The organism is Pseudomonas sediminis (assembly GCF_039555755.1).
Lineage (GTDB): Bacteria > Pseudomonadota > Gammaproteobacteria > Pseudomonadales > Pseudomonadaceae > Aquipseudomonas > Aquipseudomonas mendocina_D.
Genome location: NZ_CP154631.1, coordinates 296,615 through 318,727, shown reverse-complemented (window position 1 = coordinate 318,727; position 22,113 = coordinate 296,615). Strand labels below are relative to the sequence as shown.

Sequence of the window (22,113 nt, the reverse complement as noted above, 5' to 3'; positions counted from 1 at the left end):
AGCTGCGCGCCCCGATCCACCCTGCGGGTCATCAGATCCCCTGCGGAATCTCTTCGCCGCCCAGCGCGGTGAACAGCTCCGGCAGGAACTCCACCAGGGTCATCATCATCAGGATGAAGCTGGCGTCCTGCTGAGCCAGGGCGTCGTCACCGCCATCCTGTTCGGCCTGCTCCTGCAGCACGTCTTCGAAGCGCAGGCGCTTGATGGTCAGCTTGTCGTCGAGCACGAAGGACAGCTTGTCCTGCCAGGCCAGCGACAGTTGGGTGACCTGCTTGCCAGTGGACAGGTGCAGCTGGATTTCCTCGCTGGTCAGGTCCTGGCGCTTGCAGCGCACCACGCCGCCATCTTCGTGGGTGTCACGCAGCTCGCACTCGTCGAGCACGAAGAAGCCTTCGGCGGCGCTCTGGTTCTTCAGCCAGTCGGTGAGGGTGGCGGTCGGTGCGATCTTCACTGACAGCGGGCGCACCGGCAGCGAGCCGATGGCTTCACGCAGGGTAGACAGCAGGTCTTCAGCTTTCTTGGCGCTGGCGCTGTCGACCAGGATCAGGCCCTGTTTCGGCGCGATGGCGGCGAAGGTACCGGATTTACGGATGAAGGCGCGCGGCAGGAAGGTCTGGACGATCTCGTCTTTGATCTGGTCGCGCTCTTTCTTGTACACCTTGCGCATCTGGGTGTTTTCGATCTCGTCGACCTTCTCCTTCAGCGCATCACGCACTACCGAACCCGGCAGGATGCGTTCTTCCTTGCGTGCACCGATCAGCAGGAAATCGCCGCTGACATGCACCAGCGGGGCATCGGCGCCTTTGCCAAAGGGAGCGGTGAAGCCGTAGGTGGTCAGCTCCTGGCTGGCGCAGGGACGTGCCGGTTTGCTGGACAGTGCGGTCTCCAGCGCTTCGGCGTCGAAAGGAATGTCCTGGGTGAGGCGGTAAACCAGCAGGTTGCGAAACCACATGAGCGGGTGATTCTCCATTGATGATGAAGTCGCAGGGTGGCGCCATCCTTAGGCTCTCTCGAGCCGGCGCGCAGCGACGGATGAAGGTGGCGGGCCATCAACAGGATCATGATCGGTCCGCCGGCACAGAGCGCGCATTATTCTCCGCTGGCGTGCTCAGGCCAACCCTGACAATGAGCCACTGAGGAAATTCGCTGGTCTCGCCTAAGTTCTTGCTGCGCCGGTAAATTTTTTTGCGAAGAGGGCTTGCCAAGGCCCGGATCGCTCTCTAGAATGCGCCCCACTTCGAGAGTGAAGGGTGATTAGCTCAGCCGGGAGAGCATCTGCCTTACAAGCAGAGGGTCGGCGGTTCGATCCCGTCATCACCCACCAATCTTGCAGTTACGCGCAGCGGTAGTTCAGTCGGTTAGAATACCGGCCTGTCACGCCGGGGGTCGCGGGTTCGAGTCCCGTCCGCTGCGCCATTCTTCTCCTCGCTTCATCCCCTCCTGTGACAACTCTTCGGCATCCGCTGAAATCTTCGAAAAAATCCTTTGTTTGCTTGAACTTATGCGCATTGCTCGGCTCCTATGCCGTAGCCAGTGATCGCGGCGTACTGATAAGCTCGCGCTTTCACACGACGGCCTTCGGGCGCATCTACAAGGAACAAGCATGAAACAGCATCGTTTGGCGGCAGCAGTCGCTCTGGTGGGCCTGGTGCTTGCCGGTTGCGATTCGCAAACCAGCGAAGTCGAACTCAAGAGCCCGGCGCAAAAAGCCTCCTACGGCATCGGCCTGAACATGGGTCGTAGTCTGTCCGAGGAAGGCATGGACGATCTGGATTCCAAGGCCGTCGCTCAGGGTATCGAGGACGCGCTGGCGAAGAAGGAGCCGCGCATCAAGGACGAAGATATGGTCGAGGCCTTCTCCTTCCTGCAGAACCGTGCTGAAGAGCGCATGACTGCGCTGAACAAGGAAGCCGCTGAAGCCGGCAAGAAATTCCTTGAAGAGAACGGCAAGCGCGAAGGTGTTGTCACCACCGCTTCTGGCCTGCAGTACGAAGTAGTCAAGAAAACCGACGGTGCCCAGCCGAAGGAAAGCGACGTAGTGACCGTTCACTACGAAGGCAAACTGACCGACGGCAGCGTGTTCGATAGTTCCGTTGCTCGTGGCAGCCCCATCGACCTGCCGGTCGGCGGCGTGATCCCGGGTTGGGTCGAGGGTCTGCAACTGATGCATGTTGGCGAGAAGTACAAACTGTACATCCCCAGCGAGCTGGCCTACGGCGAGCAGAGCCCGTCTCCAGCCATCCCGGCCAACTCGGTACTGGTATTTGATCTGGAACTGATCGGCATCAAGGATCAGGCCGCCGCCGAGCCGACCGAGCAGTAACACTCGGTACTGCTGTACAACGCCCCGTCTTGACGGGGCGTTGTCGTTTCTGGGGCGGTGTAAACCAGGATGTGGTGGTCAGGGTGTTACGCTTATGCACATCATGCGAAACATTCCTAACAAGTCTGAGCTACAACTGAGTCGTGCTCGTGTCAATCAGCAACTTGTTGATTTTCATGGATTTTATATGCTGTATAAAAAATATCCGATCTAACTCGAGGCCCCGTGGCACGGGGCTTTGATAAGCTTGTCGAAAGACTTTGCACAGATTTATCCACAGCTTCGGTGGATAAGCGAGGTGAGCCCTGATACTGCCTGGCTTGCCGAGGAGGCCGAATGAAAACTCCCTGGAAATTGACGCGTTACCTGCCGCTGGCTGCCCGCTTTCTGCGTGAAGGCCGGTTACCGGAGTTGCTCCGCGATCTGGCAGACAAGCGCACACCGCAAGGACAACGCTTCGCCGCCCTCAAAGAGGACCTGCAACTGCTGCGTGCACTCAGCCTGGCCTGGTTCAAGGGTGAGTACCGGCAGATCAGCAGTCAGGCGCTGTTGATGGTGGTGGCTGCTCTGCTGTACTTCATCACCCCGTTCGATGCCATTCCCGACTGGCTGGTTGGGGTCGGTTTCGTCGATGACCTGGCCGTGCTGGCCTGGGTGATGCGCACCTGGCATGGCGAGCTCGAAGCGTTCAAGGCGTGGCGCGACAGGCAGAGTCCGGAGCGCCTGGCGCTGATTGAGCAGTTACCGGCTGCGGAGCGGGTCGATCCGCTGCATTCCTGATGATTCGTTCGGCCATTGCGGGGCCTGCCGGCTGAGTCACTGAGTCTTTCGGGCCATGCGTCCGGCGGGTTGCCGACTCACTCGGTCATGGCGAGTACCGCATCTTGCTACCTTGGCAGCATGGATCACGCCCCGGCGGCAGACGCCTGTTAAGATGGCCGCTTGCAAGGAAGGGGTCGAGGCTGTCGGCCCTGCTTTCCAACGGAGAGACTCATGAGTGTGCAAATCATTGCCCGTGACGGCGAGCCGGAATACGCCGTGCTGCCCTGGGCCGATTATCAGGCCTTGTTGCAAGCAGCAGGTCGCCAGGAGGTTGCCGCGACCGTTGCGCCATCGCCAACGCCTGCAGCCAATCGCGCACCTCTGGCGCAATTGCAAACGTTGCGCGAAGCCAAGGGCCTGAGCGCGGAAGCGCTGGCTCGCAGCGTCGGTATCAGCCCTCACTATCTAGCCATGATCGAAAGTGGCGAACGTCAACCCGACGCTGCGATTCTGCGTTCGTTGGCCTGGGAGCTGGGGTTGGTGGAGGGCTGGTCTTGAGCGTGCGTATCAGTCGCCAACACTGGCAGGCATTGCTGACCGAGCTGGACGACGCCCGTCGTCAGCGCCACCTGCTTACCTACCGGGCATTGATCGAACGTCTCGATCTGCCGACGCCAGCCATGCAGACCCTGACCGCGGCACTGGAGCACCTGGCTGCACTGGATGCACGCGCCGAACGACCGCTGCGCAGCTCACTGGTGATCAGCCAGGGCGCCAGCCGGCTGCCGCGTACCGGATTCTTCGACTGCGTGACACGTCTGGGACGTTTCAGCGGCGCCTCCGATGGCGTGGCAGCCGCCTCCTGGCACGCTGCCGAGGTGGTCAGGGTGTTCGAGTTCGACTACCCCGCCGATGTCTAGGTGGCTCTGGCAACTGCGCGCGCAACTGGGCTACTGGCTGGCCCGGCGTCTGTTTCACTGGCCGGCGGCGTTGCGTCAGCCGCGTCTGTGGCAATGGATGCAAGGCCAATACGGGCGCATGGCCAATCTCGGTGACACCGCTGCGCAGAGTTTCTACGGGCATATCCTGCTGTTTCGCGGCCAGGGCCTCGGTGCCCGCGAGGAAGGGCTGAGGTTGTTGAGACTGGCGGCCAATGGCGGTGACGGCAAGGCCGCCTATCAGTTAGGCGTGCAGGCGTTGCAGGGCGACACACGGCAAGCGCCGGATGCCTCGCAAGCAGTGCGTTGGTGGGAGATGGCCTTGGCTGCCGGTCATCCTCTGGCTGCCAACCGCCTGAGCCTGCTCTACCGCGACGGTGCCCCGGGACTTGAGCCGGACCCGCAAGCCGCAGAGCGCTATGCCGCCATGGCCAACCAGGGGCTTCCCTCAGGCCGCTGAGCCTTCGAGTATATGCAGGCTGTAGCCAGGCACGGCCTTGGCCTGGCGCTTGGCATCGGAGGCCAGTTCGGCCAGACGCGAGGCATCGAGCTGCGCGCAGTCTTCCGTTCTCACGTGTACCACGCCGATTGACAGTGACAGCAGCGCGTACTCCTGGCGTTGCCCGTGGCGGTTGTGGGCGATGAAGCAGCCGGCCTGCAGATGCTCGTCACGGTAGAAGCGTCGGCACTGATTCTGGAATTCCTCGATCAGTTTGCCGAGCTTTTCGCGCCAGTCGGGGGAGCCGAGCACCAGCATGAAGTCGTCGCCGCCGATATGCCCGACGAAGTCGCGTGCCGGGTCGACCCGATCGTTCAGGCATTGCGCCAGGCACAGCAATACCTCGTCGCCCTTGGCGTAGCCGTAGAGATCGTTGAAGGGTTTGAAACTATCGAGATCCACGTAGCACACCGCAGCTTCGCGCTGCTGTTGCAGCAGGCGACTCAGGCATTGCTGGATCGGCACGTTGCCTGGCAGCAGGGTCAGCGGGTTGGCGTGACGCGCCTGCTGCAGCTTTTGCTCGGTGATCAGTTTGAGCACGTCGATGACCCTGCCCAGGCCCAGATAGCGGCCGTTCTGGATGATGATGAAGTCTTCCTCGATACGCTGGCGTGCACGGCTGGTGAGCAGGCGACTGACCTTCTGCAGTGACTGCGTCAGCTCCACGGCAAGAAAATCCTGGCTCATCAGGCGGCTGATGGGTTTGCGTGCGAACAGGTCGGTGGCGAAGGGCTTTAGCAGCGCTTCGGACAGCGAGTGGCGGTGGACGATACCCACCGGCTGACGCTGCGCATCCAGTACCGCCAGGGAGTTGAGGTTGGCCTGGGCACGGAAGACGTCCAATACCTCGGCGATGGCTGTGTGCTGGTCGACTGCGGGTTGGTCGTTGAGCAGGGCACTGAGGTCATGGCTGTCTTCACCGAGGCTGGCTTGATTGCTTTGCACCAGGGGCAGCAGTTGGCGGGCATCGCGTGGCGGTTTTTCCTGCGGCCTGCTGAGCAGGTAGCCCTGCACCAGGTCGACCCCCATTTCCGCCAGTACAGCCAGTTCTTCGGGCAGCTCGATCCCTTCGGCAATCACCTGGGCCCGCGACGCTTCGGCCATTTTCAGGATCGAGCCGACGAACTCGCGCTTCACTGCATCCTGATGAATGCCATCGATGAAGTGGCGGTCGATCTTCACGTACTCCGGGCGCAGTTCCGACCACAGGCGCAGGCTGGAGTAACCAGCACCGAGGTCGTCCAGAGCGATGGAAAAGCCCATGGCACGGTAGTGGTGCAGGGCGTTGTCGAGCAGGGCGAAGTCTTCGGTGGGCGACTGTTCGGTGAGTTCGATCACCACCTGGCTGGGTGGGATGCCGAAAGCCTGCAGCAATTTCAGGGTGCGCCCTGGTTGGTGGCTGGGGTCGAGCAGCGACTCCGGCGAGACGTTGAGAAACAGCTTACCGTCCAGGCCCTGTGCGCTGAAGCCTCTGCAGGCACTCATGCGGCAAGCCATTTCCAGCTCGCTCAGGCGCTCTGCGTGACGGGCGACAGCGAACAGCGTCAATGGCGAGTGCAGTGGACTGTTGGAAGGGCCACGGGTCAGTGCCTCATAGCCGAGGATGCGCTGTTCGGACAGCGAGACGATAGGCTGGAACAGGCTACTGAGGTCGCCGTGAGCGAGGATGTTGCCCAGCGCGCTCAACTGCTCGGTGACGGTCATGATGTTCTCGATCTGTAGAAAAACGAAGGGCCGGCTTATGGCCGGCCCTTCATTTCACGACAGTTCGATGACGATATGATGACGCTCGATGAGTCGTCTCAGTGCAGCGCCAATGAGGGGTTCAGGCCCAGGTAGTCGAGCAGGATGCGCCCACTTTCCGAGAGGTAGGCGTCGTCTTCCGGCGTGCTCTTCTCATCGGCGACTGGCAGTGCATCTTCGTCTTCCTTGGCCAGCTCCTTGAGTGGCTCTTCACCCTTGGCCTGGCGGCGGTTGTTCTCCAGCGCCAGTTGCTTGGCTTCGACTTCGGCCTGGCGCGCACGGCGGGCTTGCTCGTTGAGGCTGACGGTGGTTTCTGCCATCAGTTTCTTGGCCAGGGTAAGGCGATCGCGGGTGAAGACGAAGTCCGGGTCCTTGATGGTGCGCTGATCGTGACGGGCTTTCAGCTCGGTCAGGAAGGGCTTGATCGGGTCCAGTTCGGGGGTGATCGCCGGGCGGATGCTGTCCCAGGGCAGCGCAGCGGGCAGGGCACTTTCGCCGATGTCCTTGGTGTCCATGACGTCTGGATAGAGGATGTCGGGGATCACGCCCTGATGCTGGGTGCTCTGGCCGGACACGCGATAGAACTTGGCCAGGGTCAGTTTCAGTTCGCCATGGTTGAGCGGCTGGATGGTCTGCACCGTGCCCTTGCCGAAGGTCTGGCCACCGAGAATCAGCGCGCGGTGGTAGTCCTGCATGGCGCCGGCGAAGATTTCCGAGGCCGACGCGGACAGGCGGTTGACCAGCACGGCCAGCGGGCCGGTGTAGTAGATACCCTTGTTCTCGTCAGCGAGCACGTCGACGCGGCCGTCGGCATTGCGCACCAGTACGGTGGGGCCTTGCTCGATGAACAGGCTGGTCAGCTCGGTGGCCTCCTGCAGCGAGCCACCGCCGTTGTTGCGCAGGTCGATGACCACGCCGTCGACTTTTTCGGCCTGCAGCTCATCGAGCAGGCGTTTGACGTCACGCGTGGTGCTCTTGTAATTGGGGTCGCCAGCGCGGAAGGCCTTGAAGTCGAGGTAGAAGGCTGGCAGTTCGATCACGCCAAGCTTGTAGTCACGACCATCATGCTTGAGTTCCAGGACCTTTTTCTTGGCTGCTTGCTCTTCCAGCTTGACCGCTTCACGGGTGATGGTGACCACCTTGCTGGTCTGGTCGCTGGGTGGATTGCTGGCCGGGATCACTTCCAGGCGTACGGTGGAACCTTTCGGGCCACGAATCAGCTTGACCACTTCGTCCAGGCGCCAACCGATCACGTCGACCATATCGTCGTTGCCCTGGGCAACGCCGACGATCTTGTCGGCTGGAGCGATCTGCTTGCTCTTCTCGGCCGGGCCGGCAGGCACCAGGCGCACTACCTTGACATGCTCGTTATCGCTTTGCAGGACGGCGCCGATGCCTTCGAGCGACAGGCTCATGTTGATGTCGAAGTTTTCTGCGTTATCCGGCGACAGATAAGTGGTGTGCGGGTCGTAGGTGGTGGCGAAGGCATTGATGTAAGCCTGGAACACGTCCTCGCCGCGGGTCTGCTTGAGACGCGCCAACTGATTCTTGTAGCGCTTGGTCAGCAGCTCCTGAATGTCCTTGGTTTCCTTGCCGGCGATCTTCAGGCGCAGCACTTCGTCCTTGACGCGTTTGCGCCACAGCTCGTCGAGTTCAGCGCGATCTTTGGCCCAGGGTGCTTTCTCGCGATCGACCTGCAACTGCTCGTCGACAGTGAAGTCGATCTTGTCGACGCCCTTGCCGAGTTCCGCCAGCGCGTAGTTCAGGCGCTCTTCCATGCGGGTCAGGTGGCGGCGATAGATGGTGAAGCCCGGCTCGAGGTCGCCGCTCTTGAGCAGGTCATCGAACTTGGTACGCCACTGGTTGAATTCGCTGATATCAGCTGCGGTGAAATAGCTGCGAGACGGATCGAGCAACTTCAGGTAGTTGTCATAGATCTGAATCGAACGCTCGTCATTGAGCGGTGGCTTGTTGTAGTGGTGGCGCTTGAGCAGTTCCACTACGTTGAGGCTGGCAATCACCTGGTCGCGGTCCGGCTGCAGGTAGTCCCAACTGGTCGCTGTGGTGGTCTTGGCCGCCAGCGGCAGGGCACTGAAGCCGAGTACGAGGGCGAGGGCGGTGCTTGCTAGAGATCGCTTCATGCTGATTCGACGTAGTGGCAGGTGATAACGCATATTAGGCCGTATCTGAGGGCGCCAGGTTCCGTTGGCGCTAGACAAAAGCCCAGCGGTCAGCGCTGGGCTCGGTTCACTTGCACTATGGAGGCAGCATGAAGGCATTGCAAGGCGTCGAAGGGCGTGCACAGTGGCTGGAACAACCGGCGCAGACCTGTGACGCAGGACAGATTCGCGTGAAGGTGGCCGCCGCTGGGCTCAATCGGGCTGATCTGTTGCAACGCGCCGGGCTCTATCCGCCACCTCCAGGCGCGAGCCAGGCGCTCGGGTTGGAATGTTCGGGTGTGGTTGTCGAAGTCGGCGCCGGCAGCGCCTGGCAGGTGGGTGATCGTGTCTGCTGTCTGCTCGCTGGCGGTGGTATGGCCGAGGAGGTGGTGCTCGATGCACGCCACGCCATGCCGGTGCCCGAGGGGCTGAGCCTGGTCGAGGCCGCTGTGGTGCCGGAGGTTTACGCCACGGCCTGGCTTAACCTGTTCCAGCTCGGCGCCCTGCGCCCGGGTGAGAAAGTCCTGCTGCATGCTGGCGCCAGCGGTGTCGGCTCGGCTGCCATTCAGCTGTGCAAGGCATTCGGCAGCCCATGCTGGGTCAGCGTTGGCTCGCCAGAACGACTGGCCTATTGCGAGGCGCTCGGTGCCCAGGGCGGTGCTCTGCGTGGTGAGGATCTGCACGCGCTGCGCGACTTCGGGCCGTTCGATGTGATTCTCGATCCGGTCGGCGGGCAGTATGCGGCGCTCAATCTGGCCTTGTTGGCGCTGGACGGACGCTGGATCAACATTGGCCTGATGGGCGGGCGCGAGGCCTCGCTGGACCTGGCCCAGGTGCTGGGCAAGCGCATTCAGCTGACTGGTTCGACCTTGCGCAATCGCGACGATCAGTTCAAGGCTGACCTCTTGCGCGATCTGCAGCAACAGGTCTGGCCGTTGTTCGCGGAAGGGCGTCTGAAGCCGCAACTTGAGCGCAGTTTTGCCATCGAAGACAGTGAAACAGCATTCCAGACACTCGCCGGTAACCAGGTCGCGGGTAAACTGGCGCTGCTGATTGACCCCAGCCTGGCCTGAGCCAGTGCTGCAGCCTGCGCCTGGCGTGGGCTGTGCTATCGATTGGTGCATTCAATCGATATCATGCCCGTAATCAATAAGCTTTTTTCCGTTAGGTGGCTAATATAGCGACCGTAGATTTCAACCCTCACAGAAACCTCAGAAGGAGTCAGAGATGTCCCTCATCAATACTCAAGTTCAGCCGTTCAAGGTCAATGCTTTCCACAACGGTGAGTTCATCGAAGTCACCGAGCAGAGCCTGCAGGGCAAGTGGTCCGTGCTGATCTTCATGCCGGCTGCCTTCACCTTCAACTGCCCGACCGAAATCGAAGACGCTGCCAACAACTACGCCGAGTTCCAGAAGGCTGGTGCCGAGGTCTACATCGTGACCACCGACACTCACTTCTCGCACAAGGTCTGGCACGAAACTTCGCCGGCCGTTGGCAAGGCTCAGTTCCCGCTGATCGGTGACCCGACCCACCAGCTGACCAACGCTTTCGGCGTGCACATCCCGGAAGAAGGCCTGGCTCTGCGCGGCACCTTCATCATCAACCCGGAAGGTCAGATCAAGACTCTGGAAATTCACTCCAACGAGATCGCTCGTGACGTTTCCGAGACCCTGCGCAAGCTGAAGGCTGCTCAGTACACCGCCGCTAACCCGGGTCAGGTTTGCCCGGCCAAGTGGAAGGAAGGCGAGAAGACTCTGGCTCCTTCGCTGGACCTGGTTGGCAAGATCTAAATTTGCCGACTTCCTTTCCGGCCTGTCTCAGGTCGGAAAGGACCAACTCTGCGCTGTTTGGGCCATTTACCGGCCCTTGTGGTGCCCGATGCCCGGGCGCGATCCGTCCGGGCATTTTATTGCCCGAATTTTCATATTTGAGGAATTTCCGCCATGTTGGACGCCAATCTTAAAGCCCAGTTGAAGGCCTACCTGGAAAAGGTCACCCAGCCGTTCGAGATCGTCGCGTCCCTCGATGACGGCGAAAAATCCCAGGAACTGCTTGGGCTGCTGCAAGACATCGTCGGCCTGACCGACAAGATCACTCTCAAGACTGACGGCAACGATGCCCGCCGTCCGTCCTTCGCCCTGAATCGTCCGGGCGAAGACACCGGCGTTGCCTTCGCCGGTATCCCCATGGGCCACGAGTTCACCTCGTTGGTGCTGGCACTGCTGCAGGTGGGCGGCCATCCTTCCAAGCTGGATGCCGACACCATCGCGCAGATCAAGAGCATCGAAGGCAAGTTCGAGTTCGAGACCTATTTCTCGCTCTCCTGCCAGAACTGCCCGGACGTGGTTCAGGCGCTGAACCTGATGGCCGTGCTCAACCCCAATATCCGCAACGTCTCCATCGACGGTGCGCTGTTCCAGGAAGAAGTCGAGCGTCGCCAGGTCATGGCCGTGCCGAGCATCTACCTGAACGGTGAGGTCTTCGCTTCCGGTCGCATGGACGTGAAGGAAATCCTCGCCAAGATCGACACCGGCGCCGCCAATCGCGATGCCGAGAAAATGAGTGCCAAGGAAGCCTTCGACGTGCTGGTGGTCGGCGGTGGCCCGGCTGGCGCCGCAGCGGCCATCTACGCTGCGCGCAAGGGCATCCGCACCGCTATCGCTGCCGAGCGCTTCGGCGGTCAGGTGCTGGACACCATGGCCATCGAGAACTTCATCTCGGTCAAGGAAACCGAAGGCCCGAAACTGGTGCGTGCGCTGGAAGAACACGTCAAAGAATACGACGTCGACGTGATGAATCTGCAACGTGCGTCGGCTCTGGTGCCGGCCAGCAGCGAAGGCGGCCTGCACGAAGTGAAGTTCGAGAACGGCGCTTCGCTCAAGGCCAAGACCGTAATTCTCTCCACCGGCGCGCGCTGGCGCGAGATGGGTGTACCCGGCGAGCAGGAGTACAAGGCCAAGGGCGTATGTTTCTGCCCGCACTGCGACGGTCCGCTGTTCAAGGGCAAGCGCGTGGCGGTGATCGGCGGCGGTAACTCTGGCGTCGAAGCAGCCATCGACCTGGCCGGCATCGTCGCTCACGTGACCCTGCTGGAATTCGCCGACACCCTGCGTGCCGACGCCGTACTGCAGAAAAAACTCAACAGCCTGCCGAACGTGACCGTGATCAAGAGCGCGCAGACTACTGAGGTTAAGGGTGACGGCCAGAAGGTCACCGGCCTGGTGTACAAGGATCGCACCACCGAGGAGCTGCACACCGTCGAGCTGGAAGGCATCTTCGTGCAGATCGGTCTGCTGCCCAACAGCGACTGGCTCAAGGGCACCGTCGAGCTGAGCCGCTTCGGTGAGATCGTCATCGATGCCAAGGGCGCTACCAACATCCCCGGTGTCTTCGCCGCCGGTGACGTGACCACCGTGCCGTACAAGCAGATCGTCATCGCCATGGGCGAGGGCTCGAAGGCTTCGCTATCCGCCTTCGACCACCTGATCCGCCATAGCTGATCGCAACGCTGGAACGACAAAGGCCACCTTCGGGTGGCCTTTGCGTTTAAAGACATCCTTAGGAGCGAGCTCTGCTCGCGAATATCGCAATCCAAGCGATTCGCGAGCAGAGCTCGCTCCCACAGTTACGCCCCGTCCCTGGGGCGGCGCGCTCAGCGCTTCAGACCGCCCAGAGTCAGCGGCATCTGGCGGTTCACATCCTTGTACAGCAGGTAGCGGAAGCGGCTCGGGCCGCCGGCGTAGCAGGCCTGCGGGCAGAAGGCGCGCAGCCACATGAAGTCGCCAGCCTCGACCTCGACCCAGTCCTGGTTCAGGCGATACACCGCCTTGCCTTCCAGCACGTACAGGCCGTGTTCCATGACGTGGGTTTCGGCGAAGGGAATCACGCCGCCCGGCTCGAAGTTGACAATGTTGACGTGCATGTCATGACGCATGTCGCTGATCTCGACGAAGCGCGTGGTGCTCCAGCGGCCTTCGGTGCCGGGCATGACGATTGGCTCGATGTCCTGCTCGTGGGTGACGAAGGCTTCCGGATACGGCACGCCTTCGACCGGTTGGTAGGCTTTGCGCAGCCAGTGGAAGCGCACGGCTTCGCTGCCGTTGTTGCGCAGCGACCAATCGCTTTCTGGCGGGATGAAGGCGTAGCTGCCAGGACGCAGGGCATGCTGGGTGCCGTTGAGGCTCAGGTCGCAGGTGCCTTCGACGACGAAGATCACGCCTTCGGCGGTCGGGTCCAGCTCTGGCTTGTTGCTGCCGCCGTTCGGGCCGACTTCGACGATGTATTGCGAGAAGGTCTCGGCGAAGCCGGTCAGCGGGCGGGCGATGACCCACATGCGCATGTTGTCCCAGAACGGCAGGTGGCTGGTGACGATGTCACGCATCACGCCTTTGGGGATCACGGCGTAGGCTTCGGTGAACATGGCGCGGTCGGTCAGCAGTTGATCCTGACCCGGGTGACCGCCATGCGGTGCGTAGTAGTAGGGCGATTTGCTCATCGAGAGGTTGCCTCGGCGGGTGAAGGGCTCGGGGTTCGATCCCCGAGCGGAAAATTGGCTCCCATGCACTATAGGAATTCGCGGCTGGATTCGGAAATTAAATAGTAGAATGCCTGTCAGTGGGTTTCATGATGGGTGGCGCTATGCTCGATCCGGTGTTATTACGCAGTTTTCTGACCGTTGTGCAGACCGGTGGCTTCACCCGCGCCGCTGCCAGCCTGCACCTGACCCAGTCCACGGTCAGCCAGCAGGTGCGGCGCCTGGAGGAGCAGCTCGGCGCCGAGTTGCTTGATCGCAGTGGCCGCTACGTAGTGACCACCACCGAGGGTGAACGCCTGCTGGGTTACGCCAACCGCATCGTCGCACTGATGGACGAAGCCATGTTGGCGCTGGGGCAAAGTGCGGTGGAGGGCGAGGTGCGCCTCGGCGTGCCGGACGATTTCGCCGCCAACAGCCTGACCCCTTATCTGGCCGATTTCGCCGACGCGCATCCGGGCATTCGCCTGGAGATCACCAGCGGTCTCAGTCATGACGTCTGGCGCGCGTTCAATGCCGGCGAACTGGACCTGGCGTTGATCAAGCAGCGCGCCGGCAGTGCCAAGGGCCTGGCCAGCTGGGCTGAGCCGGTGGCCTGGCTCGACAGCCGAGCGCGCCCGGTGCTGGCGCGTAACCCCGTGCCGCTGGCGGTATTCCCACCCAACGGCCTGTATCGCCTGGAGATGACTCACGCGCTGGATGCCATGGGCAAGCCCTGGCGTATCGCCTATGTCAGCAGCAGTTTGCCCGGCGTCAGCGCCGCGGCCGAAGGTGGCCTGGGCCTGACCCTGCTGCCGCGCCGGTTGATCACCGCTGCGCACCGCGAACTGGGTGAGGCCGAAGGCTTCGCCCCGGTGGCGCCGGTGGAAGTGGCCTTGCATTCGCGCAACCAGTTGCCCGGCTATGCACGGGAACTGGCGGCGGCGTTGATCGAGGCCTGCGAAGGGATCATGAGCCAATAGGGCGTCACTGGGCCGGGTAGGGTGCGCCATGCGCACCTTGAAACTGGGGCGGCCCCGCCACACCTTACGACAGGATCAGCGCCAATTGAGAATCGGCCAGCCAGCCTGCTCAGCATGGGCGCGCAGAGTCGGGTCGGGGTTGACGGTGAAGGGCTTGTCGACCAACTGCAGCAGCGGTAGGTCGTTGCGCGAGTCGGAGTAGAAACTGGCGCCAACGAGGCTTTCGTTCTGCTCGGCAAGCCAGGCATGCAGACGTGTCACCTTGCCTTCGCGATAGGTCAGTACGCCTTCGGTGCGACCACTGTAGAAGCCATGCTGCAGCTCCAAATCGATGGCCAGCACCTCGTCGATGCCGAAGCGTTCGGCGATGGCGCTTACCAGAAAATGCGCCGAGGCGGAGATCACCAGCAAGCGGTCGCCGGCGGCGCGGTGCGTGGCCAGGGTGCGGCTGGCGTCGCTGTAGAAGATCGGCTCGATCACGTCCTCGACGAAGGGCTCGACCACATGGGCGACCTCCTCGGGCGTGCGGCCAACCAGCGGCGACAGGGTGAAGGCCATGTAGTCCTCCATGGCCAGGGTGCCGGCGGCGTATTGGCGCATCAGCTCCTGCTCGTGGGCCAGGAAGGAGTCGCCATCGGCCCAGCCGATCTTGACCATTTCCTGTGTCCACAGGCTGGCGCAATCGCCGTGAATCAGGGTTTCGTCGAGGTCGAAAATCGCCAGGGCCATCACGCCACCTCCCGGATTGCATCGGCACCAATGGCCAGGCTGACACTCTGGCCATTGTGGTGCAGGTCGGCGGCGGAGCGATTGAGCACGTCCACCAGCAGTTGCACGCCGCGGGCCTCGACCCGGTAGCGCACGACGTTACCCAGCAGGCTGTGGCTGACAATGGTGCCTTCGATTCCCACCCCACCGATCTGGATCGCCTCCGGGCGGATCGCTACACGGCTGTTGACCGGGCGCAGCAACAGGCGGCTGGCGGCATCGGCCTCGAGCAGGTTGTAGTTGCCGATGAACCCGGCGGCGAAGGCATCCACCGGCGCGGTGTAGAGAGTTTCGGCGTCGCCGCTCTGGACGATCTGGCCGGCATTCATCAGGAAAATACGATCGCTCATGGTCAGCGCTTCTTCCTGATCGTGAGTGACGAAGATGGTGGTCAGGTTCAGTTCCTGCTGGATGGCGCGGATCTGTTCGCGCAGGTGTTTGCGGATACGTGCATCGAGAGCCGACAACGGCTCGTCGAGCAACAGCAGGCGTGGACGGGTGACCAGTGAGCGGGCCAGGGCCACGCGCTGACATTGGCCGCCGGAGAGCTGATGCGGATAGCGCGCGGCGAAGTCGCCCAGCTCGACCATGGCCAGTGCCTCGCGCACGCGCTGCTCGCTTTCGTCCCTGGCCACTTTCTGCATGCGCAGGCCGAAGGCGACGTTCTGCGCCACGCTCATGTTGGGGAACAGCGCATAGCTCTGGAACACCATGCCGATACCGCGTTTTTGCGGCGGCAGCGGCACCAGGTCTTCGCCACCGAGATTGATCTGCCCGCCGTCGACGTCGGTCAGCCCGGCGATGCAACGCAGCAGGGTGGACTTGCCGCAGCCGGAGGGGCCGAGCAGGGTGACGAACTCGCCCTGGCCGATCTCGCAGTTGATGTCGCTGAAGATACGGGTGTCGCCGTAGCTTTTATGCAGGTTATGGATGCTCAGCAAGCTCATGCCTTGTCCCTGTTCAAACGGTTGGCCGCCCAGGTGAATACCAGGACGAAGAAGAAGTAGGAAATCACCAGCGCACTGTTGAAGTGGCCGCTGCTGTTGCGCATGTTGTTCAGGTACACCTGCAGGGTTTCATAGCGGGTGCCCACCAGCATGTTGGCGAAGACGAACTCGCCGAACAGGAAGCTGAAGGAGAGGAACAACGACACCATCAGGCCCTTGCGCAGGTTCGGCAGCACCACCAGGAAGGCCGCCTTCCAGGTACTGGCGCCGAGCAGGTGAGCGGCGTCCATCAGGTCGCGCAGGTTGATCGCCTGCAGGTTGTTGGCGATGGCGCGGTACATGAACGGCAGGGCAATGGTGAAGTAGCAGCCAAGCAGAATCCACGGCGTGCCAGTCATCGCCAGCGGCCCGGAGCCGTAGAGCTGCAGCAGGCCCACCGAGGACACCACCGGCGGCACGGCGAACGGCAGCAGGATCAGTACGTTCATCAGCGTGTCGAGCTTGGGGAAGTGGTAATGCACCACGAACATCAGCGGCAGGATCAGCACCACCGATAGCGCCAGGGCGCCGAAGCACACCAGTAGCGACTGGCCGAAGGCGCGCAGGAAGCGCTCATCACTCCACAGCGCGGCGTACCACTTCAGCGTCAGGCCGTCCGGCAGGATGGTCGCCGACCAACTGGTGGATAGCGAGTAAAGCAGGGTACCGGCCAGCGGCAGCAGCAGGATGAGGAACAGCAGCCAGACCACGATGCGGTGGTAAAGGCTGGCGGTGGGGGCTTTCACAGGCGGTTTAAACACTACCTGCGTTGCCGCTGCTTCGTTAAAACCAGGCTCAAAATGCTCATTTACAGCTTGTAAACTCCGCTTTTTCGCCTGTTTTTGCCTCGCATCGGCGGCCTCGCCTACGTTTTTAAACGGCCTGTTAGCGCGTGACATGCTGGCTCCTTTTCAGCAGCAACTGGTGGACGGCGGTGATCAGCACCATCAGCCCGACCAGGATCATCGACAGGGCGCTGGCCAGATTCGGGTCCAGCGAGATGTCGCCGGAGACCATCGCCGCGATGCGGATCGGCAGTACGTTGAAGTTGCCGGTGGTCAGGTAATACACCGTGGCGTAGGCGCCCAGAGCATTGGCCAGGAGGATGACGAAGGTGCCGAGCAGGGCCGGGGTCAGCACCGGCAGGCCGATATGGCGCCAGAAGTCCCAGGTGCCGGCGCCGAGCAAGGCTGCGGACTCACGCCAGTCCTGGCGCAGGGCATCGAAGGCCGGGTAGAGCAGCAGCACGCCGAGCGGAATCTGGAAATAGGTGTAGAGCACGATCAGGCCGTTCTTCGAGTAGAGGTTGAAGCTCTCGATCAGGCCAAGCTGGATCAGCAGCAGGGTCAGCGCGCCGTTGAAGCCGAGCAGGATGATGAAGGCGAAGGCCAGCGGCACCCCGGAAAAGTTGCTGGTCATGTTGGAGAAGGCGATGACGAAATCGCGCAGCTTCGAGTCCACCTGACGCAGCGAGTAGCTACCGAGGATGGCGATGGCCATGCCAAACAGGCTCGACCAGAAGGCGATTTCCAGGCTGTGTTTTATCGCCTGCATATAGAACCTGGAGGCGAAGATCTTCTCGAAATTGCCCAGGCCCCAGCCAGCGGGGCTGTTCAGACTGTTGACCGCCACCCACACCAGCGGCGCCACCTGGAACACCACGAAGAACAGGGTGAAGGGCAGCAGGCACAACAGCGGCAGCCAGCGACGCAGGGAGGGTGGCGCGCTCATTTCAGCAACTCCGCGCAGTAGGGTTTGTCGTGCGGGACACCGAGCAACTGGCAGATGCTGCCGCACAGCTCGAGCTGGCGTGGGCGCGCATTGGCATCGAGGCTGAAGGCATCACCGATGACGAACAGTGGCACCTGGCGCTCTTCCGGCAGCAGGCCATTGTGCGAACGGTCGACGTTCATGCCGTGGTCGGCGGTGACCAGCACCTGATAGCCGGCATCGATCCAGTTCTGCAGGTAGTCCGCCAGCAGGACGTCGGCCATCCGTGCGGCGTTGCGATACTGGGAACTGTCCAGGCCGTGCTTGTGGCCGGCGTCGTCGATGTTCATCGGGTGCACCAGCAGCAGGTCTGGCGTGTGCTGCAAACGCAGGCTCTCGGCGTCGACGAACAGGTGCGAGTCCGGGTAGTGGTCGGCGTAATAGAAGTGGCCATGCTGGATCGGCAGCGATTCATCGCAGGTATGCCGGTCGCGCACGGCGACGAAGGGCGAGCGGTTGTACAGCTCGCTGACCCAATGATAGGCCGCGGCGGCGGTGCTCAGACCGGCATCGCGGGCGTAATGAAAGAGGCTGCGTTCGCGCGACAGGCGCGAAACATCGTTGTGCACGATGCCGCTGTCGATGGGGCGCACGCCAGTGAGGATGGCCTCGTAGAGCGGGCGCGACAGCGCCGGCAGCTCGCAGTCGAGGCGGTAGAAGGCCGCGCGCCCGGCGTCGCACCAGGCGTGCAGATGGCCCATGGTGTGTTGTGCGACCGAGTGGCTGAGGCCGTCGAGCACGACGAGGATGACCTTGGAAGGCATGGGGAATCCTGAAAACGATGGAAGCGTTTCGCGGCTGAAGCGGAATGCCGCCCAGCCGCTCCTACAGGTATTGGCTGCGGGAGCAGCTTGTGGGAGGGGCTTCAGCCGCGACTGTCGCCGCTGAAGCGCCTACCACCGAGCCCGGGTTATTCCATATTGATGATCACGTTCTCTTGCCACATCTGTGGCAGTGCCTTGGAGGTGGCCTCCCAGGCAGTCGCGTCGGCGATTGGCTTGACCTTGGCGTACTGCTCGTTGGGCAGCAGCTTGGCCTGCACCTCGGCCGGCAGGGTCAGGTGCTCGGCGCGGATCGGTCGGGCATTGCCTTTGGCCAGGTTGATCTGGCCGGCGTCGGAGAGGATGTACTCACGCGCCAGCTTGGCCGCGTTGGGGTTCTTGGCGTACTTGTTGATGATGGTGGTGTAGCCGGAGATCACCGAACCATCGGACGGGATCAGCACCTCGAAGCGGTTGGGGTCGATCTGGTCGCGGTAGGACAGGCCGTTGAAGTCCCAGACGATGCCGACTTCCACTTCACCCTTCTCCAGGGTCTGGATGGTCGGGTTGGACAGCGACAGGCGGCCCTGCTCGGCGATGGCAGCGAAGAAGTCCAGGCCCGGTTGGATGTTTTTCTCGTCACCACCGTTGGCGATGGCGGCAGCCAGCACGCCGTTCACGGCCTGGGCTGCAGCGCTGACGTCACCGATGGCGACACGGTACTTGCCGTTCTTCAGGTCGGCCCAGGATTTCGGTACATCCTTGACCAGTTGCTTGTTGACGATGAAGGCGATGGAGCCGGTGTAGGCCAGCATCCAGTGGCCATCGGCGTCCTTGGCCCAGCTCGGGATCTGCTCCCAGGTGCTCGGCTTGTACGGCTGGGTCACGCCCTGTTGCACGGCGATGGGACCAAAGGCGGCGCCGACGTCACCAATATCGGCGGTGGCATTGTCCTTCTCGGCGGCGAACTTGGCGATCTCCTGTGCCGAGCTCATGTCGGTGTCCTGATGCTTGAGGCCATAGAGCTTGGCCAGATCCGCCCAGGTGTCTTTCCAGTTGGCCCAGCTGTCGGGCATACCCACGCTATTCACCACGCCTTCGGCGCGTGCAGCCTGTTCCAGTGCCTGCAAGTCGGTGCCTTCGGCCATGGCGGAAGTCGCCAGGGCGATGGCCGAACCCATCAGTGAAGCCAGCAGCAGTTGTTTCATTGGAAACTCCTTTGCAGTGAGAGTGTTGGTCTAGATCAGCAATACCCGAGCCAATCTAAGCGCCTTCAATGACAGTTTTATGTCCAGCCATGGTGAGGCAGATGTCTAGGTGTAAGCGGCTGGCGCGCTTCACAAGCGTAGACCATGGATAAGTAGCTGATTTCGCGGGCTGCGAAGGGTGCTGGCAGTGGCATGCCGCGTGCTTGCTGCATGGCTGTCATCTATCAGTCATCTAGACTGCCTAGGCTTGTAACCCATCTGAGCGAGCGATTTTTGCCCTGTGATGGGGCTGGACTAGTCCAAAAGGGGAAGTTTTGATGCGCGAAGACGCGCCACGTGCTGTCACCATCATCTGCCGCGCGTTGCAGGAGCAGATCGACCGGGGCTTGTTGCCCTCTGGCAGCAAGTTGCCGGCCGAGCGCAAGCTCAGTGAGTTGTTCGATACCACGCGCATTACCCTGCGCGAGGCGCTCGGTCAGTTGGAGGCGCAGGGGCTGGTCTATCGCGAGGAGCGCCGTGGCTGGTTCGTTTCACCTACGCGGGTGGCCTACAACCCCCTGGTGCGCACCCACTTTCATGCCATGGTCGCCGAGCAGGGGCGAGTGCCGGCTACCGACGTCCTGAGTGCGCGCTTGATGCCGGCCCCCGCGCAGATCTGCCAGGTGCTGGAGTTGCCGGCGTTGTCGAGCGTCTATCAGGTGTGCCGCGCACGGCGTATCGATGGACGTCTGGTGCTGTATGTCGAGCACTATCTGAATCCGGCCTACTTCCCCGGCATTCTCGAGTTCGACCTGACGCGTTCGCTGACCGACCTCTATGCCTGCGAGTACGGCATTCATTATGGCCGCGTGCGTTTCGACATGGTGCCCACTGCGCTACATGCCGAGGCCGCTGCCAGCCTCAAGGTGGCGCCGGGCAGTCCGGCGTTGCGCATCACCCGGGTCAACCGCGACCAGCACGGGCGCATCATCGACTGCGACCTGGAGTTCTGGCGCCACGACGCCATTCACGTCAGCGTCGAAGTCCCCGAGTAGGGTGAGGTTGGCTTCGACTCGCCCCTGCGCAGGGTGCAGTTCGGAGTCTGATGCGCGCGGCGGCCCCGACCGTTCGTCGGCCTCGACGATGTTTTTCCGGCCAATGTCGAAACGCGCTCGCTGCGTTCGACTATCCAGTATCCACCGTTGAGGAACTGGAGCGCGCCATTAAATACCTCTGCCTTGTTTACGCCAACGAACAGGAGCTGCACAGCTCCCCCGAAAGCCCCCGCCTACGCCCAGCGTGTGCAGGAGAGCGGGCGCATGCTTGCAGCCGAGGCGTTGCAGTTGGTGCAGAGCGCCACCACGGTGCGCATGCGTGGCGGCAAGCTGGCCATTACCGATGGCCCTTTCGCCGAAACCAAGGAGCAGCTCGCCGGCTTCTATCTGATCGAGGCACGGGATCTCAACGAGGCCATCCAATTGGCTGGAGATATCCCCGCCGCCCGTGTCGGCTGCGTGGAAGTGCGGCCGGTTCGCCAACTGGATGTCGACCCGGCTGCTGGCCATTGAGTCACCCAATCCACGCACGAAGGAAAATCGATATGAGTCAGCATGAACTGCAAGATGCACTGAACAGTCGAACCGACGCCTGCCGCAGCAAGGCTGTGGCACGCATCATGGGTCACTACGTGGAAGGCGTGGTCGCCTACGATGCTGTGGTGCCGCTGCGCTTCCAGGGGCGCCCGGCATACCAGGCGCATTGGCAGGCCTGCATGGAAATGTGCAGCGGCGAAGGGCGTTTCGAACCGCACGAGCCGACGTTCGTTCACCGCCGAGGGCGATCTTGGCGTCACTCATTACCTGCTGCACTGCGGCGGCACCAATGACAAGGGCGAACTGGAAACCTGCTGGATGCGCGTGACTCAGTGCCTGCGCCGCCGAGGCAGTCGCTGGCTGATCTTCCACGAGCACTTCTCCGCGCCTTGTGATATGGAAAGCGGCAATGCGCTGTTCGACTAGCAGCCCTGATAACCCGTTCAAAGCCTGCTGCGCGTTGGCCATGCTGTGTTGTAACAGGGCTCGCGCGCGAGTTGGCTCTGCGGCAGCGTTACTGACGACCCAGCGCCGTGCAGGAGAGCTCGTAGTTCTGCTGGCAGGCACTCTGGTACAGGCGCTGGGCCTGGTCGGGGTCACGTGCTACGCCGCCTTCGCCGCGTCGGTAAAGGTTGCCCAGCACATGCTGCGCCATCGGGTTGCCTGCAGCGGCTGACTGGTTGAGGTACTTGAGCATGTCGCGCTGGTTGGCAAACTCCGGTGCGTCACGCCCGGTATAGAGGTAGGCAAGACTGACCGCAGCCATGGAGTGACCCTTGTCTGCGGCCTGCTTCCACCAGTACTCGGCTTGCTTGATGTTCTTTTCCGGCTGGCCGACGAAATAGCTGCTGCCGAGCTGGAACTGGCTTTCCAGATCACCGCGTTGGGCTTGCTGGCGCAGTTGGTCTTGTTCGGTCTGGGTGATGGGCTGGTCGACCTGCGGCTGTTCTTCCGGCGCGCTGGAATCGGGTTCACGCCCGGCGCAGCCCGCCAGTAGCGCGAGAGCGACCAGGGCGGTGGTGGCGTGACGCAGGTTGATCGGGCTGGGCATGGCAGAAACTCCGTAGGCGAGAAACAGGGCAAGTCGCTATTAGGCTGAACCTGGCCACCATAGTTCGCTGTCGTTGATCA

The 22,113-nt window shown here is 62.1% G+C and carries 22 protein-coding genes, 2 tRNA genes and 1 pseudogene; 14 read left to right on the top strand and 11 right to left on the bottom strand.

Annotation, left to right across the window (positions count from 1 at the left end):
* Positions 1-31: 31 nt before the first annotated feature.
* Positions 32-952 carry a recombination-associated protein RdgC gene (gene rdgC, locus AAEQ75_RS01605; RefSeq protein ID WP_099522173.1) on the bottom strand — a complete coding sequence of 307 codons (921 nt, stop codon included), beginning with the start codon at positions 950-952 and terminating at the stop codon, positions 32-34.
* A gap of 296 nt (positions 953-1,248) precedes the next feature.
* On the opposite strand from rdgC, the gene AAEQ75_RS01600 reads away from it, so the two are divergent.
* The 7 genes from AAEQ75_RS01600 to AAEQ75_RS01570 all read left to right on the top strand — a co-directional run bounded on the left by AAEQ75_RS01600 (position 1,249) and on the right by AAEQ75_RS01570 (position 4,483).
* Positions 1,249-1,324: transfer RNA gene (locus AAEQ75_RS01600), tRNA-Val, on the top strand.
* Between the two features lie 15 nt (positions 1,325-1,339).
* Positions 1,340-1,416: transfer RNA gene (locus tag AAEQ75_RS01595), tRNA-Asp, on the top strand.
* Between the two features lie 187 nt (positions 1,417-1,603).
* Positions 1,604-2,323 carry an FKBP-type peptidyl-prolyl cis-trans isomerase gene (locus tag AAEQ75_RS01590; protein ID WP_343350696.1) on the top strand — a complete coding sequence of 240 codons (720 nt, stop codon included), beginning with the start codon at positions 1,604-1,606 and terminating at the stop codon, positions 2,321-2,323.
* Positions 2,324-2,659: 336 nt separating this feature from the next.
* Positions 2,660-3,103 carry a YkvA family protein gene (locus tag AAEQ75_RS01585; protein WP_099522171.1) on the top strand — a complete coding sequence of 148 codons (444 nt, stop codon included), beginning with the start codon at positions 2,660-2,662 and terminating at the stop codon, positions 3,101-3,103.
* A gap of 213 nt (positions 3,104-3,316) precedes the next feature.
* The gene (locus tag AAEQ75_RS01580) at positions 3,317-3,643 is read left to right on the top strand and encodes a helix-turn-helix domain-containing protein (RefSeq protein WP_343350695.1); all 327 of its coding nucleotides are present in this window, start codon (positions 3,317-3,319) and stop codon (positions 3,641-3,643) included.
* Positions 3,640-4,005, top strand: coding sequence for a hypothetical protein (locus AAEQ75_RS01575; RefSeq protein ID WP_099522169.1), 366 nt, complete (start codon positions 3,640-3,642; stop codon positions 4,003-4,005). Before AAEQ75_RS01580 ends, AAEQ75_RS01575 begins: the two co-directional genes overlap by 4 nt.
* A complete protein-coding gene (locus AAEQ75_RS01570) occupies positions 3,998-4,483 on the top strand; it encodes an SEL1-like repeat protein (protein WP_099522168.1) in 486 nt (161 codons plus the stop codon). Before AAEQ75_RS01575 ends, AAEQ75_RS01570 begins: the two co-directional genes overlap by 8 nt.
* On the opposite strand, the gene AAEQ75_RS01565 is transcribed toward AAEQ75_RS01570, so the two are convergent.
* Together AAEQ75_RS01565 and AAEQ75_RS01560 are read right to left on the bottom strand one after the other, a co-directional pair.
* Positions 4,472-6,226, bottom strand: a complete 1,755-nt coding sequence (locus AAEQ75_RS01565; RefSeq protein WP_343350694.1) for a bifunctional diguanylate cyclase/phosphodiesterase — start codon at positions 6,224-6,226, stop codon at positions 4,472-4,474. The genes AAEQ75_RS01570 and AAEQ75_RS01565 overlap by 12 nt on opposite strands.
* Positions 6,227-6,324: 98 nt before the next feature.
* The gene (locus tag AAEQ75_RS01560) at positions 6,325-8,406 is read right to left on the bottom strand and encodes a carboxy terminal-processing peptidase (protein WP_166432374.1); all 2,082 of its coding nucleotides are present in this window, start codon (positions 8,404-8,406) and stop codon (positions 6,325-6,327) included.
* 128 nt (positions 8,407-8,534) lie between these two features.
* Between AAEQ75_RS01560 and AAEQ75_RS01555 the strand changes: the two genes are divergently transcribed.
* The 3 genes from AAEQ75_RS01555 to ahpF all read left to right on the top strand — a co-directional run bounded on the left by AAEQ75_RS01555 (position 8,535) and on the right by ahpF (position 11,925).
* Positions 8,535-9,497, top strand: coding sequence for a zinc-binding dehydrogenase (locus AAEQ75_RS01555; protein WP_106733051.1), 963 nt, complete (start codon positions 8,535-8,537; stop codon positions 9,495-9,497).
* Positions 9,498-9,651: 154 nt separating this feature from the next.
* Complete coding sequence (gene ahpC / locus AAEQ75_RS01550; protein ID WP_013714489.1) at positions 9,652-10,215, top strand: alkyl hydroperoxide reductase subunit C; 564 nt, start codon at positions 9,652-9,654, stop codon at positions 10,213-10,215.
* A gap of 153 nt (positions 10,216-10,368) precedes the next feature.
* Positions 10,369-11,925 (top strand): alkyl hydroperoxide reductase subunit F, encoded by a 1,557-nt coding sequence (gene ahpF, locus AAEQ75_RS01545; RefSeq protein ID WP_143506104.1) that lies wholly within the window; start codon positions 10,369-10,371, stop codon positions 11,923-11,925.
* Positions 11,926-12,077: 152 nt separating this feature from the next.
* Here the strand turns inward: ahpF and AAEQ75_RS01540 are convergent, their stop codons facing one another.
* The gene (locus AAEQ75_RS01540) at positions 12,078-12,920 is read right to left on the bottom strand and encodes a bifunctional allantoicase/(S)-ureidoglycine aminohydrolase (RefSeq protein ID WP_343350693.1); all 843 of its coding nucleotides are present in this window, start codon (positions 12,918-12,920) and stop codon (positions 12,078-12,080) included.
* Between the two features lie 143 nt (positions 12,921-13,063).
* Between AAEQ75_RS01540 and AAEQ75_RS01535 the strand changes: the two genes are divergently transcribed.
* Positions 13,064-13,918 carry a LysR substrate-binding domain-containing protein gene (locus AAEQ75_RS01535; RefSeq protein ID WP_343352486.1) on the top strand — a complete coding sequence of 285 codons (855 nt, stop codon included), beginning with the start codon at positions 13,064-13,066 and terminating at the stop codon, positions 13,916-13,918.
* Positions 13,919-13,993: 75 nt separating this feature from the next.
* Here AAEQ75_RS01535 and AAEQ75_RS01530 read toward each other — a convergent pair whose 3' ends face one another.
* The 6 genes from AAEQ75_RS01530 to AAEQ75_RS01505 form a co-directional block, all read right to left on the bottom strand.
* Positions 13,994-14,647 (bottom strand): HAD family hydrolase, encoded by a 654-nt coding sequence (locus tag AAEQ75_RS01530; RefSeq protein ID WP_343350692.1) that lies wholly within the window; start codon positions 14,645-14,647, stop codon positions 13,994-13,996.
* A complete protein-coding gene (locus tag AAEQ75_RS01525) occupies positions 14,647-15,633 on the bottom strand; it encodes an ABC transporter ATP-binding protein (protein WP_343350691.1) in 987 nt (328 codons plus the stop codon). The genes AAEQ75_RS01530 and AAEQ75_RS01525 overlap by 1 nt, the downstream gene beginning before the upstream one ends.
* Positions 15,630-16,418, bottom strand: coding sequence for an ABC transporter permease (locus tag AAEQ75_RS01520; RefSeq protein WP_106733047.1), 789 nt, complete (start codon positions 16,416-16,418; stop codon positions 15,630-15,632). The genes AAEQ75_RS01525 and AAEQ75_RS01520 overlap by 4 nt, the downstream gene beginning before the upstream one ends.
* A 139-nt stretch (positions 16,419-16,557) precedes the next feature.
* Positions 16,558-17,403 carry an ABC transporter permease gene (locus AAEQ75_RS01515; RefSeq protein ID WP_343350690.1) on the bottom strand — a complete coding sequence of 282 codons (846 nt, stop codon included), beginning with the start codon at positions 17,401-17,403 and terminating at the stop codon, positions 16,558-16,560.
* Entirely contained in the window at positions 17,400-18,206 is an 807-nt protein-coding gene (locus AAEQ75_RS01510; RefSeq protein WP_343350689.1) for an alkaline phosphatase family protein, read from the bottom strand. Before AAEQ75_RS01510 ends, AAEQ75_RS01515 begins: the two co-directional genes overlap by 4 nt.
* Positions 18,207-18,352: 146 nt before the next feature.
* Positions 18,353-19,411, bottom strand: coding sequence for an ABC transporter substrate-binding protein (locus AAEQ75_RS01505; protein WP_343350688.1), 1,059 nt, complete (start codon positions 19,409-19,411; stop codon positions 18,353-18,355).
* Between the two features lie 317 nt (positions 19,412-19,728).
* Between AAEQ75_RS01505 and AAEQ75_RS01500 the strand changes: the two genes are divergently transcribed.
* The 3 genes and pseudogenes from AAEQ75_RS01500 (at position 19,729) to AAEQ75_RS01490 (ending at position 21,408) form a co-directional block, all read left to right on the top strand.
* Complete coding sequence (locus AAEQ75_RS01500) at positions 19,729-20,445, top strand: UTRA domain-containing protein (protein ID WP_343350687.1); 717 nt, start codon at positions 19,729-19,731, stop codon at positions 20,443-20,445.
* A 167-nt stretch (positions 20,446-20,612) separates the two neighbouring features.
* Positions 20,613-20,958, top strand: a pseudogene (locus tag AAEQ75_RS01495) (YciI family protein).
* A 141-nt stretch (positions 20,959-21,099) separates the two neighbouring features.
* Positions 21,100-21,408, top strand: a complete 309-nt coding sequence (locus AAEQ75_RS01490; protein ID WP_343350686.1) for a YybH family protein — start codon at positions 21,100-21,102, stop codon at positions 21,406-21,408.
* Positions 21,409-21,496: 88 nt separating this feature from the next.
* Here the strand turns inward: AAEQ75_RS01490 and AAEQ75_RS01485 are convergent, their stop codons facing one another.
* Positions 21,497-22,033, bottom strand: coding sequence for a tetratricopeptide repeat protein (locus AAEQ75_RS01485; RefSeq protein WP_343350685.1), 537 nt, complete (start codon positions 22,031-22,033; stop codon positions 21,497-21,499).
* Between the last annotated feature and the right edge of the window lie 80 nt (positions 22,034-22,113).

Bases quoted from the DNA above. Each gene is read 5' to 3' on its own strand.
- rdgC (WP_099522173.1), bottom strand. From the start codon at position 952: ATGTGGTTTCGCAACCTGCTGGTTTACCGCCTCACCCAGGACATTCCT.
- AAEQ75_RS01590 (WP_343350696.1), top strand. From the start codon at position 1,604: ATGAAACAGCATCGTTTGGCGGCAGCAGTCGCTCTGGTGGGCCTGGTG.
- AAEQ75_RS01585 (WP_099522171.1), top strand. From the start codon at position 2,660: ATGAAAACTCCCTGGAAATTGACGCGTTACCTGCCGCTGGCTGCCCGC.
- AAEQ75_RS01580 (WP_343350695.1), top strand. From the start codon at position 3,317: ATGAGTGTGCAAATCATTGCCCGTGACGGCGAGCCGGAATACGCCGTG.
- AAEQ75_RS01570 (WP_099522168.1), top strand. From the start codon at position 3,998: ATGTCTAGGTGGCTCTGGCAACTGCGCGCGCAACTGGGCTACTGGCTG.
- AAEQ75_RS01565 (WP_343350694.1), bottom strand. From the start codon at position 6,226: ATGACCGTCACCGAGCAGTTGAGCGCGCTGGGCAACATCCTCGCTCAC.
- AAEQ75_RS01560 (WP_166432374.1), bottom strand. From the start codon at position 8,406: ATGAAGCGATCTCTAGCAAGCACCGCCCTCGCCCTCGTACTCGGCTTC.
- AAEQ75_RS01555 (WP_106733051.1), top strand. From the start codon at position 8,535: ATGAAGGCATTGCAAGGCGTCGAAGGGCGTGCACAGTGGCTGGAACAA.
- ahpC (WP_013714489.1), top strand. From the start codon at position 9,652: ATGTCCCTCATCAATACTCAAGTTCAGCCGTTCAAGGTCAATGCTTTC.
- ahpF (WP_143506104.1), top strand. From the start codon at position 10,369: ATGTTGGACGCCAATCTTAAAGCCCAGTTGAAGGCCTACCTGGAAAAG.
- AAEQ75_RS01540 (WP_343350693.1), bottom strand. From the start codon at position 12,920: ATGAGCAAATCGCCCTACTACTACGCACCGCATGGCGGTCACCCGGGT.
- AAEQ75_RS01535 (WP_343352486.1), top strand. From the start codon at position 13,064: ATGCTCGATCCGGTGTTATTACGCAGTTTTCTGACCGTTGTGCAGACC.
- AAEQ75_RS01530 (WP_343350692.1), bottom strand. From the start codon at position 14,647: ATGGCCCTGGCGATTTTCGACCTCGACGAAACCCTGATTCACGGCGAT.
- AAEQ75_RS01525 (WP_343350691.1), bottom strand. From the start codon at position 15,633: ATGAGCTTGCTGAGCATCCATAACCTGCATAAAAGCTACGGCGACACC.
- AAEQ75_RS01515 (WP_343350690.1), bottom strand. From the start codon at position 17,403: ATGAGCGCGCCACCCTCCCTGCGTCGCTGGCTGCCGCTGTTGTGCCTG.
- AAEQ75_RS01510 (WP_343350689.1), bottom strand. From the start codon at position 18,206: ATGCCTTCCAAGGTCATCCTCGTCGTGCTCGACGGCCTCAGCCACTCG.
- AAEQ75_RS01505 (WP_343350688.1), bottom strand. From the start codon at position 19,411: ATGAAACAACTGCTGCTGGCTTCACTGATGGGTTCGGCCATCGCCCTG.
- AAEQ75_RS01500 (WP_343350687.1), top strand. From the start codon at position 19,729: ATGCGCGAAGACGCGCCACGTGCTGTCACCATCATCTGCCGCGCGTTG.
- AAEQ75_RS01490 (WP_343350686.1), top strand. From the start codon at position 21,100: ATGCTGTGGTGCCGCTGCGCTTCCAGGGGCGCCCGGCATACCAGGCGC.
- AAEQ75_RS01485 (WP_343350685.1), bottom strand. From the start codon at position 22,033: ATGCCCAGCCCGATCAACCTGCGTCACGCCACCACCGCCCTGGTCGCT.